At 54.4% G+C, this 13179-nt stretch carries 11 protein-coding genes; 7 read left to right on the top strand and 4 right to left on the bottom strand.

Annotated elements, in window-relative coordinates; all coding sequences use genetic code 11:
• Nucleotides 1-307: 307 nt before the first annotated feature.
• From JT718_RS17430 to JT718_RS17420, 3 genes are all read right to left on the bottom strand, one after another.
• Nucleotides 308-3319: a glycosyltransferase family 117 protein gene (locus JT718_RS17430; protein ID WP_205504070.1), complete on the bottom strand. Its 3012-nt coding sequence runs from the start codon at nucleotides 3317-3319 to the stop codon at nucleotides 308-310.
• Nucleotides 3320-3441: 122 nt separating this feature from the next.
• Nucleotides 3442-4089 (bottom strand): T9SS type A sorting domain-containing protein, encoded by a 648-nt coding sequence (locus JT718_RS17425; RefSeq protein WP_205504069.1) that lies wholly within the window; start codon nucleotides 4087-4089, stop codon nucleotides 3442-3444.
• Nucleotides 4090-4272: 183 nt separating this feature from the next.
• Nucleotides 4273-4986, bottom strand: a complete 714-nt coding sequence (locus JT718_RS17420; protein WP_205504068.1) for a biotin--[acetyl-CoA-carboxylase] ligase — start codon at nucleotides 4984-4986, stop codon at nucleotides 4273-4275.
• A gap of 91 nt (nucleotides 4987-5077) precedes the next feature.
• Between JT718_RS17420 and rsfS the strand changes: the two genes are divergently transcribed.
• From rsfS to JT718_RS17395, 5 genes are read left to right on the top strand one after another with little or no spacing between them, the layout of a single operon-like run.
• On the top strand, nucleotides 5078-5476 hold the full coding sequence (gene rsfS / locus JT718_RS17415; RefSeq protein WP_205504067.1) for a ribosome silencing factor: 399 nt from the start codon (nucleotides 5078-5080) through the stop codon (nucleotides 5474-5476).
• Nucleotides 5477-5523: 47 nt separating this feature from the next.
• Entirely contained in the window at nucleotides 5524-7635 is a 2112-nt protein-coding gene (gene ftsH / locus JT718_RS17410; protein WP_205504066.1) for an ATP-dependent zinc metalloprotease FtsH, read from the top strand.
• 39 nt (nucleotides 7636-7674) lie between these two features.
• Complete coding sequence (locus JT718_RS17405) at nucleotides 7675-8325, top strand: LutC/YkgG family protein (RefSeq protein WP_205504065.1); 651 nt, start codon at nucleotides 7675-7677, stop codon at nucleotides 8323-8325.
• Entirely contained in the window at nucleotides 8309-9088 is a 780-nt protein-coding gene (locus JT718_RS17400) for a UDP-2,3-diacylglucosamine diphosphatase (RefSeq protein ID WP_205504064.1), read from the top strand. The genes JT718_RS17405 and JT718_RS17400 overlap by 17 nt, the downstream gene beginning before the upstream one ends.
• Nucleotides 9089-9131: 43 nt before the next feature.
• Nucleotides 9132-9896: a hypothetical protein gene (locus JT718_RS17395; RefSeq protein ID WP_205504063.1), complete on the top strand. Its 765-nt coding sequence runs from the start codon at nucleotides 9132-9134 to the stop codon at nucleotides 9894-9896.
• Nucleotides 9897-10471: 575 nt separating this feature from the next.
• On the opposite strand, the gene sugE is transcribed toward JT718_RS17395, so the two are convergent.
• Entirely contained in the window at nucleotides 10472-10798 is a 327-nt protein-coding gene (sugE, locus tag JT718_RS17390) for a quaternary ammonium compound efflux SMR transporter SugE (protein ID WP_205504062.1), read from the bottom strand.
• Nucleotides 10799-11250: 452 nt separating this feature from the next.
• Between sugE and JT718_RS17385 the strand changes: the two genes are divergently transcribed.
• Together JT718_RS17385 and JT718_RS17380 are read left to right on the top strand one after the other, a co-directional pair.
• Nucleotides 11251-12363 carry a sensor histidine kinase gene (locus JT718_RS17385; protein WP_205504061.1) on the top strand — a complete coding sequence of 371 codons (1113 nt, stop codon included), beginning with the start codon at nucleotides 11251-11253 and terminating at the stop codon, nucleotides 12361-12363.
• Complete coding sequence (locus JT718_RS17380) at nucleotides 12363-13145, top strand: LytR/AlgR family response regulator transcription factor (protein WP_205504060.1); 783 nt, start codon at nucleotides 12363-12365, stop codon at nucleotides 13143-13145. The genes JT718_RS17385 and JT718_RS17380 overlap by 1 nt, the downstream gene beginning before the upstream one ends.
• The last annotated feature ends 34 nt before the right edge of the window (nucleotides 13146-13179 follow it).

The following is a 13179-nucleotide window of genomic DNA, read 5'->3' as shown; positions in this document are numbered from 1 at the left end:
ATCTTCACTTCTGAACCGCTTAGCCTCTCGCGGGGGCGGTCTTTCAGTGTGCAATCTGGCGGTCTGGTTGGCGGGCGACACAACCAATGGCCAATTCCTTGCTCAAAACCGACGTCCCATTGCTGGGAGAAGGCGTTCCTCTCTTAGGAAATACAAGCGCCCGACAGCGGCAACTTTCCTTATAGAGCCAGGTAGCGCCTGACCTGTTTTGGGCCTGTTTCCTGTGAAACGGGCTCAAAACAGGAGCCAAAAAAGAAAGGCTGGTCATGTGGCCAGCCTTTCTCCTACTCAATTCTAAGGAAGTTTGCTACCCTCCCATTTGCCCGTAGTACTGCATGAAGCGCTGCTCAATCTCGGCGGCTTTCTGGGTCAGGCCCACCTGGCGGGCGGCCTGAATCAACTGCTGCATGATGTACAGGTTTATGCGGATTTCGGTCTCAAACATGGAGTTCTGGGTGAAGTAGTATTGCAGGGCCTTGTCTGCGCGGGCCGACATCACGTTCACAATCTCCTGGGCCAGTTTCTGCTCGCCCACCTCGTACAGTGGCACAATGAATGGCGGCACGTAATAGTCGTACGGGATAGACTTATCCGGCAGCTGTGTGAAGCAGTGGTTCATGACCTTACGGGCCGTGGCTTTGTCGCCGGCTTTCAGGTACTCAATGGCCAGCTGGTAGTACTTGTCACGGGCGTTAGCCGGGAAACGCAGGTAGTTCTCGTCGTAGAAGATGTCGGTGCGGTCAAGGTTGCGCCAGGTAAGCTTGTTCATCATGTTGTCATACATGATGTTTTTGGCGATGTAGCCCACCTGGTCCTGGTCTTTGCTCTGCACTGGCACCACGCGGTACGCCAGGCCCTCTAGCTGCAGGTAATTCTCCAGCCCTAAGAAGTCAGAGTTATCGGCGGTGGTAGAGAAATAGACGGGGCGCTTCCAGTTGTTGTTGGCAATCAGGTCCAGAATGGCCAGGTGCTTCTTCTCCAGACCACCTTTGTCAATGGTCCAGCGCATCTGGCTCACAATAGAATCCTGGTACTCGGCAGGCACCGCGTTGGCGTCTACCACGGCCTGCTTGTCCACGTTCAGGAAGAAGTTCTTGGTGGGGAAAGACAGGTACGTCCGACCAGCCCGGTCCCCGATCTGCAGGGCCTGGTGGTTCTGCTTCACCAGTTGGATGTACTGCTTCAGGTCAATGCCGCTGGCCACCTCTGGGCGCTCCACGTAGGGCAGGTAGTCGTTGATGCCCTGGCGGTAGTTCTCGTTCTCCAGAATCATCGGGAACGGCTCAGACTCGTAGGCCTGGCGCTTCATCTGGTCAATATACCAGTCGGTGTTCATGTAACTGAGTACGGCCACGCGCACGTCGGTTCTAAAGCCTTCCACCTCCTGGGCGTACCAGAGCGGGAACGTGTCATTGTCGCCGTTGGTGAACAGGATGGCGTTAGGGGCCACGGAGCTCAGCAGGTTTTTGGCCGAGTCAACGGAATGGTAACGGTCTGAGCGGTCGTGGTCGTCCCAGCCCTGGGCCGCCATTACGCCCGGAATCAGCAAGCCTACCACAGTGGCCACTACTCCGGCCAACACGTCAGACTTAAGGGTTCTGCGCAGGAAATCGGCGAGGGCCAGCACGCCCAGGCCAATCCAGATGGAGTACGCGTAGAAGGCACCGGCAAAGGTGTAATCGCGCTCGCGCGGCTCAATGGGTGGCTGGTTCAGGTAAATTACAATGGCCAGACCGGTGAAGAAGAAGAGCAGGGCCACCACAAAGGCATCGCGCTGTTTTCTCCTGAACTGGAAAATAAGGCCAATAATCCCCAGCGCCAGGGGCAGCATGTAGAAGTTGTTGCGGGCTTTGCTTTCGGCCACGCGCTCGGGCAGCCCTTCAGAGCTTTCCCACGGCCAGAGCACACCCGACTGCTGGATGTCGCCCTCACGACCCACAAAGTTCCACCCGAAGTACCGCCAGAACATGTGGCCCATCTGGTAGCTGAACAGGAAGCTCATGTTCTGCCCGAATGATGGTTTTTGCCCCTCCTGAATGTCTACCCATTTTTTATACTGGGCAATATGCGCCGGTTGGTTGCTGTACAGGCGCGGCAACAGGGTCTTGTCTTTGGAATCGTACACCGGCTCCACCTTGCGGCCCACCTCAATGTATTTGTCCTGGCCTTTGATGTATTGGGCAGCGCCTTCTTCCTGGTCAATGGGCTCAGCGTTGAACTGCGGCCCGAACAGCAACGGACGGTCGCCGTACTGCTCCCGCTTCAGGTAAGACACAAAGCTCACAATGTTCTCAGGGTCGTTCTCGTCAATGGTAGGGTCGTAGCCCGACCGGATGGGAATGATCAGGTAAGAAGAATACCCGATGAGCACGAAGATAAGGCTCACCAGAGCCGTGTGCAGCGCCCGGTTCCCGGTACGGATGGCGTACCGTACGGCCCACACGATCACGCCAATGAACAAGGCCACGAAGAAGATCACGCCGGCACCAAACGGCAGCCCGAAGCTGTTCACAAACAGCACCTCAAAGTTACCCGCAATGGACGGCAACCCGGGGATAATGCCTACCAGCACCACGCCCAGAATCAGGGCGCTTACCACCAGGGTAATGATGGCGCCTTTGTTGGAGTACTTTCTAAGCTTGAAGAAGAAGATAAAGGCCAGGGCCGGAATGGCCACCAGGTTGAGCAAGTGCACACCAATGGACAAGCCCACCATGTAGGCGATGAGAATGAGCCATTTGTCAGACATGGCGTCATGCGCCCGGCTTTCCCATCTGAGCATGGCCCACACCACAAAGGCGGTGAAGAACGAAGACAGCGCGTACACCTCGGCCTCTACCGCCGAGAACCAGAACGAGTCTGAGAACGTGAACGCCAGGGCACCCACGGCACCGGCTCCCATGATGGCAATGGTTTGGCCCAGGGTGGGGATGATGGTTTCCTCGGCTACCGGAGCGGCAGCGGTGGCCATGGCTCCAATGGTGTTAGCCTTGCGCGCCGGCACCAGCAACTTGCGGGCCAGGATGGTGATGGTCCAGAACAGGAACAGTACCGTAAACGAGCTGGAGAGGGCAGACAACAGGTTCACCCACCAGGCCACCTGCGAGGGATCACTCGCAAACAGGGAGAACATACGGCCTAACAGCAAATAGAAGGGGGCTCCCGGGGGATGGGGTACCAGCAGTTTGTAAGAGCAGGCAATGAATTCTCCGCTGTCCCAGAAACTGGCCGTTGGTTCCAGGGTAAGCACGTAGGCCACAGTAGCCACCGCAAATACCAGCCAACCCACCAGATTGTTGATCCGATTGTATTGCAACATGATGTGTTAAGATTGAACCCTCGAAATTAGCAATTTTCTAGACGTGTCGCCTCTGCCAAGGGCAATAAATAAAAAAAGAGCCGGCTTTCACCGACTCTTTTCTAACTCAAAACAAGTCTTTCTTATTGCTGCTGCAAGATAAGCCGCTTGGTCTCCACCATCTTTTCATTCACCAGCAGGCTGTAGAAGTACACCCCAGCCGGCAGCGGCGAGAGGTCTACCACAATGGTTTCAGTGGCCGAGGGCTGCATCAGGGGAATCTCTTTGTATACCTTCCCAATCACGTTGGAGATCCTGATCTTGTATTTGTCATCGCCCAGCGCACTCAGAGAAATCCTGGTCACCCCTCTGGAGGGATTGGGATACGCATTGAGCGATGGGATAAGCTTTGTCTCCTTGGCTCCTTGGTTCACGGCAATGGTGCGGCTGTTGCTGGCGTAAGAGGCCGAGGCGTTTCTGACGCTAGGTTTAGTGCCGGTACCCCCCGCGTTTCTTGTCAGGAAAAGGAAGGGGCTGTTTTTCTTGGTGCTCAGGCTGCTCACGTTGGGGTTGTGGAGGGGAAAATTCAACCCAGGCAATATCCCAAAGACTGATACCGTTTCACCAACGGGCTTACGCCAGTTCAGGAACAAGGTATCAGAATTGGAGGTGTTTACCAAACGGGTATTGGCCGGCAGGCCCGCAGGAATCCCTCCCAACGTAGAAGCCTTGCTGCCAAAAACTAAGCCCAGGGCCAGAACCCCCAGGAAAACGCGTGTAAAGATTTTCATGCCATATAGTACAAAAAGCGTTTAAGTCTATTTTTTCAGATGCGGTCAAATATAAGCACCAACGGCCAAAGGTCAAACTAATTTATAGTTTTTCTACCATATTCAACCCTAAAAAAAACAATACCGCCTCAGGTATGTACAAGTTGTTTTAAGCCTCCCTTTCAAAAATTAAGCCAGAAACGCTCAATCCTCTATCACAAACTTAATTTGCTGGAACTGGAAGAACTCCAATTTCTGTTCTATCAGTACTGCCAAACGTCCGGCAGGGTCTATCCCGGTTATTTGCCCGCTCACCACTCGCCCGTCTACTTCAAAAAGATGCCATTCCTGGTACCGGTACAGGTGCCGCAGGTATTCGGCTTTCTGCGCGGCGGCGGCCCCGCTGCGCAGGGCAAGGTACCGGCGCTCCAGGTTCTCCAGCAGCGCGTTTACCAGCTTAGGCAAGGGGAACTGCTCGCCGGTGCGCAGCGCCAGCGAGGTGGCCCGGGGGTGGGCAAACGTGACCTGGTTTACGTTCAGGCCAATGCCAATGACGCTGTGCTGCAGAAACCGCCCGCTCACGGAGTTCTCAATCAAGATGCCGCCCATTTTCTGGTTGTGGCAATACAGGTCGTTGGGCCATTTGAGGGAGGCGCCGACGGGCAGATAGGCGCGCAGCAGGTTCAGCACCGCCAGCGACACGGCAATATTGAGTGAAAACTGGTGCTGGGCCTCCAGAAAAGTTGGCTTTAAAATGACAGATAACGTAATGTTTTTGTCAGGTTCCACGTCCCAGGTATTGCCACGTTGGCCGCGTCCGCCGGTTTGGGCGCCCGCCACTATGACACAACCGTCCGTGGCCCCATTTTTGTGAAGAAGCTCATGTGCCTCTGTGTTGGTAGAAGCGCATTCTGGCATAAAAACCAACTGTTGCCCTATAAAGAGGGTCTCAGGAGAAAATTTTTGCAAAGACTTTAGTATTTTTGAAGATCAAATTTATATTTCCCAGATGAAACAAAACACGATTCAGGACAATTCCGACATATTGGCAGAACTGGTGGTAAAAGGCATGCAGGAAAAGAAAGCGGCCGATATTGTCGTTCTTAACCTGAAATCACTGAAAAATGCCGTCTCTGACTACTTCATCATTAGCTCAGCCAGCTCAGACACCCAGCTAGACGCCATTGCCTCCTCTATTGAAGAAGAAGTTTTTAAATTGACAAAAGAGCATCCTTGGCAAAGCGAGGGCCGTACCAACCGTGAGTGGGTGGTATTGGACTACGTTGACGTGGTAGCCCATATCTTTCTCAAGGAAAAGCGTGGTTTCTACGCTCTGGAAGAACTCTGGGGCGATGCTGAGATTACGCACGTAGAATCTACCCAGGATTCTACGCCGGCCGTAGCCTAAATAAAGCTCCGGTCCGGAGGTTTACTTTAATTGAAGAGAAACAATCCATGACAGACAAACCAGAGAATAAGCGAAAAAGGAAAATAATCCCCACCACTCCGCCCCGGCCCACTATGCAAATCTGGGTGCTGGCGGCGCTCGTGATTTTCATTTTCGGCTTGACGTACTATAACAACCTGAACGCCACCGTAGAGATCCGCCAACCCCGGTTTGAGGAGATGCTGCTGGCCCAGGATGTGAAGAAAGTGGCCGTGGTGAACAACAACATGGTAGAGGTGACCTTGAAAGAGGAAGCCCTGCGCAACGACAAATACCGGGCTGAACTGGAGAACCGGGGCGGCCTTTCAATGAGCACGCAAGGCGCGCACTACCACTTCCCCATCATTACGGCCGAGAGCTTCAAGCAGGACCTGGACAAACTGCAGGCCGAAATGCCGCGCGAGCAGCGCGTACCGCTGGAGATTGAGAAACGCACCGGCTTGCTGGAGATTCTCATGGGCTGGCCGTTCTTCATCCTACTCATGGTAGGCTTCTGGTTCCTGATGCGCCGCATGGCCACCGGAGGAGCTGGCGGACAGATCTTTAACATTGGCAAATCACGCGCCGCCCTGTTTGACGCCGAGAACAAGGTGAAAATCACGTTCAAAGACGTAGCCGGGCTGGAAGAAGCCAAGGAAGAGATCCAGGAGATTGTAGAGTTCCTGAAGAACCCCACCAAATTCACCATTCTGGGAGGTAAAATCCCGAAAGGTGCGTTGCTGGTAGGCCCTCCGGGTACTGGTAAGACGTTGTTAGCCAAAGCCGTTGCCGGCGAGGCCGATGTACCGTTCTTCTCGCTGTCAGGTTCTGACTTCGTGGAGATGTTCGTAGGGGTGGGTGCTGCCCGTGTGCGTGACTTGTTCAAGCAGGCCAAAGCCAAAGCGCCGTGTATCATCTTCATTGACGAGATTGACGCCATTGGTCGTTCGCGGAGCCGTGGGCAGATGCCCGGCGGTAACGATGAGCGTGAGAACACCCTGAACTCCCTGCTGGTAGAGATGGACGGTTTCGCCACTGACTCCGGCGTTATCATCCTGGCTGCTACCAACCGTCCAGACATCCTGGACTCTGCCTTGCTGCGCCCCGGCCGTTTCGACCGCCAGATCAGCATTGACAAACCAGACATCAACGGCCGTACCCAGATCTTTGGCGTACACTTAGGCCCATTGTCACTGGCAGAAGGCATTGACGCCCGTAAACTGGCCGCTCAGACGCCTGGTTTTGCCGGAGCTGAGATTGCCAACGTGTGTAACGAAGCGGCCCTGATTGCGGCCCGCCGCAACAAGAAGGCCATTGACATGCAGGACTTCAACGACGCTATTGACCGCGTAATTGGTGGTCTGGAGAAGAAAAACAAGATCATCTCGCCGGAAGAGAAGAAAATTGTGGCCTACCACGAGGCGGGTCACGCCATTGCCGGCTGGTTCCTGGAGCACTGTGATCCGTTGGTGAAAGTGAGCATCGTGCCGCGTGGGGTGGCCGCGTTGGGCTATGCGCAGTACCTGCCAAAAGAGCAGTTCCTGTATACCACCGAGCAGCTGATTGATGAGATGTGCATGGCCCTGGGGGGCCGCGCCGCCGAGCAACTGGTGTTTGGCAAGATCTCTACCGGTGCCCTGAGCGACCTGGAGCGCATCACCAAAATGGCCTACAGCATTGTGACCATGTACGGCATGAACCCCCGCATCGGGAACCTGTCTTTCTACGACTCTAAGCAGCCAGACAATACGTTCACCAAGCCGTACTCAGAAACTACCGCTGAGACCATTGATAATGAGGTGCGGCTATTGGTAGGGCAAGCCTACGAGCGCACCCTGCAGTTATTGACCGAGAAGCGCCATGAGCTGGAACTGGTAGCCCAGGAATTGCTGCAGAAGGAGATCATCTTCCAGAACGACCTGGAGCGCTTGGTGGGCAAGCGTCCGTTTGACGGCCTTACCACGTACCAGGCCCACACGGCCGGTACAGACCGCAGCAAGACCCAGAGCGAGCTGGCCGGCGAAAGCCATATTACTACGCCTACGGGATCGCAGCAAAACCAGGAAGACACGCCTACCGCCGCCGAACCAAGCGGCCACCAAAGCTCAGGCGTGGGCGAAGGCACCACCTTCAGTTCCTAGGCTATTTTCTGAAAAGTAGGCTTAAAACCGAAACACAACATGTACGAAGCCAAATCCAAAGAGATTGTGCTCCGCAAGGTAAGAGAGGCGCTGGCTAAGTCAGCGCCTTTTCTGCCTCCTACCCCAGACTTCTCCACCTCGGTCTACGGCCCGCTGCTGGAAGACCTCTCCGTGCTCTTCGCCGAGACGTTCATCCGCAACAGCGGCACCTTTGTGTACTGCGAGAACGAGGAAGACTTCTTTGACCAGCTGTTTGCCTTCAAGAAAGAGCGCGGCCTGGACAACCTGTACGTGTGGGAGCCCACCCTCAAGAAGATTCTGCACGCGGGCGGCATTCATTTCAACGGTACCGAGGACGACTTCATAGAGAATGCCCAGGCGGCCCTTACTACCTGTGAAGCCCTGGTGGCGCGCACCGGCAGTATTCTGGTTTCCTCGGCCAACGCCAGCGGCCGAAGGCTCTCGGTGTACCCGGCCATGCACTTGGTGGTGGCCAAATTGTCACAGCTGGTGCCTGATATAAAGCAGGCGCTGCAGTTTGTGCAGGAAAAATACGGCAAGCGGCTGCCGTCTATGCTGTCGTTGGTAAGTGGCCCCAGCCGCACCGCCGACATTGAGAAAACCTTAGTGATGGGCGCCCACGGCCCCAAAGAACTCATTCTTTTCGTCATTGATGATCACACCGATTGACCACTTGCCCCCCGGCAAGAAAGTGTACTTTGCCTCAGATTTCCATTTAGGGGTACCTACCCCCCAAGCAAGCCTGGCACGGGAGAAAAAGATTGTACGGTGGTTAGATCAGGTGAAGCAAGACGCCCACGCCATTTTCCTGCTGGGCGATATCTTTGACTTTTGGTTTGAGTACCGGCACGCCATTCCGCGTGGTTTTATCCGGTTACAGGGAAAACTGGCCGAAATCGCCGACAGCGGCATTCCCATCTACCTTTTCACGGGAAACCATGACATGTGGATGTTCGACTACTTCCCCAAGGAACTCAACATCCCCGTTATCCGGAAACCTGTTTCCACCCAGATCGGCAACCATACGTTCTACATTGGCCACGGCGATGGCCTGGGTCCGAAGGATTACACCTATAAAGTTCTGAAGAAGGTGTTCGCCAACCCGGTGAGCCAGTGGTTCTTCGCCCGCATCCACCCCAACGTGGGCATTGGCCTGGCCAGCTTCTGGTCGCGCCGGAGCCGCATCCAGAACACCAAGGTAGACGAGGTGTTCAAGGGCGACGACGAGTGGCTGGTGCACTACTGCCACCGCGTGGAAAGCCGGCAGCACCATGATTTCTACGTGTTCGGGCACCGGCATTTGCCCCTGGACCTGCCCATTGGCGACCGCAGCCGCTACCTGAACCTGGGAGAATGGGTCAATTTTTGCTCTTACGCAGTCTATGATGGCCAGGAACTTACCCTCACCTACTTTGAAAACCAGCCTGCTTAGCCTGTTTTTGCTGTGTTTTAGCATTTTCGCGCCGAAAACGGGAATGGGCCAGGCACCCGCGCCAGCCTGGTCGCTGGCGTTTCAGCTGCCGGCCAAAGGAAATGCCTTGCTGTCCATTGACCGGTTCGACCGCGTGTACCTGTCAGATACGCGCCAGAACATTATTCAGCTAGATACGCTGGGCAAGGTGGTAAACACGTTTTCGCCGCCGGTGCAGGGCAGGGTGGCCATGCTGGAAGCCTGGAGCCCGGCCAAAATCTTGGTCTTCTACGATGACCGCCAGCGCGTTCAACTGCTGGACCGCTTCCTGACCCCACTGGGCATGGCCGATCTGCGCGAGTTTACCGATGGCACCATCCGGGCCGCCACCTTGGCCGCCGATGACCGGCTGTGGCTCTTTGACGAAACTACTTTTAGACTGCTCAAGATTGACACCCGCGTGAACCGGGCCGTGTTTGAGAACCCTTTGGAGCTGCTGCTGGACCGCCGCCAGCACGACATCACGTTCCTGCGCGAGTACCAAAGCAAGCTGTACATGGTAGACCGGCTCTCAGGCATTTACGTGTTTGACAACATGGGCAACTACCAGAAGAAATTGCCCTACCCTAATCTCACGTACGTGGGCTTCGTGGGCGATGAACTGTATTACCTGTCCAACAACCAACTCCAGTTTCAGCACCTCTACACGTTCCAGACCCGCACCCTGCCACTGCCAGAGCAAACCCAGCCTTACCGCCAGGTTTTGGTAGGTGATAAGTTTATTTACCTGCTCACCTCTGATTCTCTTTTTGCCTACCGCAGAAAGTAGGTTCTCCTTCTTGCCGGCAAGCCATTTCTGAGGTTTTCGCCACACGGCAGTTGCAAACTGCCTTCATGATAGGTCTACCTCACAAACTTGAACCATGGAAGAAGTAAAAGTCACGATAGGTAGACCCTCACAGGTCTGGAAGACACTGCGAGGTCTTTGGCGAGGGCCTCTAACTATGGCGCGGATTTACTTCCGTGACTTTTGAACGTAAGTCACGGAAGTAAATCCGCGCCATAGTTAGAAAAGTTCTTGCACAATGATTAGCGATATCGCTGCTATGCAAGTCCACAGCCGGAAGATCCCGATTCCAGTCTTTGGCTCGAGCGCCTCGCTTGTGGCCCCTGAAGAGCAGAAGCAAAGAGCAGACTGCAAGCGTGGGCCGCAAGGGCAGTGCGAAGGGCAAAGACGGGGCCCCGCGGCCGTGAGCGCTTTTCATCAGCTATGGAAAAAGTAGCCCATAAACCCATAGGCAAGCGGCACTACGCCAGCAAAAAGCCAACTTGTATACTGCAGTTTGGAATATCATCAAACGCCACCCCGTCAGAAAACACAATCACACTGTAGAGAATAAATTCTTACTCCTTCGCTAAAAACTTCAACCCCAACACCCCGGCAATAATCAACCCGATGCACACCAGCCTGATCACGTCTTTGGGCTCATTGAACAAGACCATGCCCAGGATAGCGGTACCCACGGCGCCAATGCCGGTCCAGGAGGCGTAGGCGGTGCCAACCGGCAAGGTTTTCATGGCCTGGGCCAGCAGCACGAAGCTCAGGATCATCACCACCACGGTAATCACGGTAGGCCAGAGCCGGGTAAAGCCCTCGGTGTACTTTAACCCAATGGCCCAGCCTATTTCACAGATGCCGGCCACAATCAAATAGATCCACGCTGAATTCATAGTTTTCATCATAAAGTAACAGGTGCACAGATACTTAGGCGGCAACTAACCCGGGTTCAGTCTGTTAATTTCCGGCTTGGTCAGGATTTGGTTGTACCCTTGACGGCAAAACAACTACTTGCAAACTTAGCCGGGAAAGGTGCCAACTGCTCTGTACTGTACGCAAACTTAGGAAAAAGCTGCCAGCCGTTTCTGTTTTGCACGCCAGGGCTGCAGGATGCCAACTGCTAGATTTGCCTGTTTCGGGGCCTTTTTTCTGGAAAAAGAAAAGTTCTGAAACCCCTGGAAAGCAGCCTTGGTGCCCCTGGCATTTCCAAAGGAATGCACAGGAAAGCGCTGAGCGCCCGGCCAGGCCGTTTTTGGGCTGTTTTAAAAAAGTAAGCTATCATCGTGAGCAGAAGCCTCTTTTCAGTACCTGGTGCTGAAACTGGTTGTCAATTGTATATTGAACTATGATTCTCTCTACCGAGTTTTTGGACAGGCTGTTTGTGCAGTCTCCCTTTATGAAGAAAAAGTTTCAATTCAAGCATAAAAACCTGCTGCGCTACCTGGCCAACACGGGTATCGCGTTCCTTATTTTCTGGACCTTCTTTTTTATTCACCGTACCGGGCTGAGTGACTTTGAGGCGGCAGATGTGTTCCGGCTGTTCCACAACGCGCTCATGGTCAACGTGGTGCTGGAGGGCACCCGCCTGATTGCCAAACGCCTGAGCCGCAAGTATGACTGGCGCGAGTACGGCCTGCGCCGCTTTATCTATGAGTGGATTTCGGTGCAGGTGTACATCCTGCTGGTGATGGTGCTGTTTGAGATTGTGCCGCGCCTGTTCTTGGGCCAGCTGGCGTTTGACTTCCAGGACCCCGAAGCCCGCCGCAACGTGAAGGAGGTGTTCGTGTTCGGCAGCATCATCCTGCTCTTCGTGCACTTTATCCGGTCGGGCATTTACTTTTACAACCAGTGGCACCGTTACCTCATGCAGTCTGAGAAGCTCAAGAAGGAGACCATCAAAGTGCAGTTTGAGTCTTTGAAGCAGCAGGTGAACCCGCACTTTCTGTTCAACAGCCTCAACGCCCTCTCCTCGCTCATCTACAAAGACCAGGACATGGCCGCCAAGTTTGTGGAGCAGCTGTCTAAAGTGTACCGCTACGTGCTGGAGAACAAAGACAAAGAGCTGGTGACACTGCACACCGAGCTGGACTTTATCTATTCCTACCTGTTCCTGCTCAAGATCAGGTTTAGGGAGAACCTGCAGGTAAACATGAACGTGCCCGACCACCTGCACAACCACCAGGTAGCCCCGCTTACCATGCAGCTGCTCATGGAAAACGCCATCAAGCACAACATTGTGAGCCGCGACGAGCCCCTTTTCATTGACGTGTTTGTGGAGGGCGACTACATCATCATCAAGAACAACCTGCAACTGCGCGAGAGCAGCGAGGAGTCTACCGGCGTGGGCCTCAAAAACATCATCAACCGCTACAAATTCATCACCGATAAAAAAGTAGACGTGCAAGTGACCGCTGATAATTTCATTGCTAAATTACCGCTCCTTAACAAAGCCGCCTGATGAACATCCTCCTCATTGAAGACGAATATCTGGCCTCTGAAAAGCTGGAGGCCCAGCTGCACCGCTATGACCCCAGCATCCAGGTGGTGAGCACCATTGACTCTATCCGGAATGCCGTGCGCTGGTTTGAGACCAACCCGGCCCCGGACCTGGCCTTCCTGGACATTCACCTGTCTGACGGCAACAGCTTTGAGATTTTCCAGAAGGTAGAGGTAAAATGCCCCATCATCTTCACCACGGCTTATGACGAGTATGCCGTGAAGGCCTTCAAGGTGAACAGCATTGACTACCTGCTCAAGCCCATCAGCAATGAGGACCTGGCTGCCGCCATGGACAAGTTCAAGGCCCTGCGTCAGACGCAGCCCCAGACTCCGGCCCTGGACATGCACCAGATCATGGCCCTGCTGAACCGAAATGCCTCCCCGGTAGCCGAAACGCCGCACTACAAAAATCGTTTCCTAGTGAAGAGCGGCCAGAAGATCCGGTCGGTGTCTACCGATGAGATTGCCTATTTCTACGCCGAGGACAAGATCGTTTTCCTGATCACCACCAACGGCCAGCGCTTTATCACCGACTATACCCTGGACACCCTGCAGGAACTCCTGGACCCCGAGCAGTTCAGCCGCCTGAACCGCCAGTTCATTGCCCACATCCACTCCATTGACGAGATCCACCCCTACCTGAAGGGCCGCCTGAAAGTCTACGTGAAGCCCACCACGGACAAGGAGATCATCATCAGCAACGAGCGCGCTGCGGCGTTCAAAGAATGGCTGGGAAAATAAAAGAAAAGCTGAATCGGGCCTGTTTTTCAGAAAA

Origin of the sequence: Rufibacter psychrotolerans (assembly GCF_016924645.1) — a bacterium.
GTDB classification, from domain to species: Bacteria; Bacteroidota; Bacteroidia; order Cytophagales; family Hymenobacteraceae; genus Nibribacter; species Nibribacter psychrotolerans.
The sequence above is the reverse complement of the archived record's forward strand: the minus strand, read 5'-3'. Positions and strand labels throughout refer to the sequence as shown.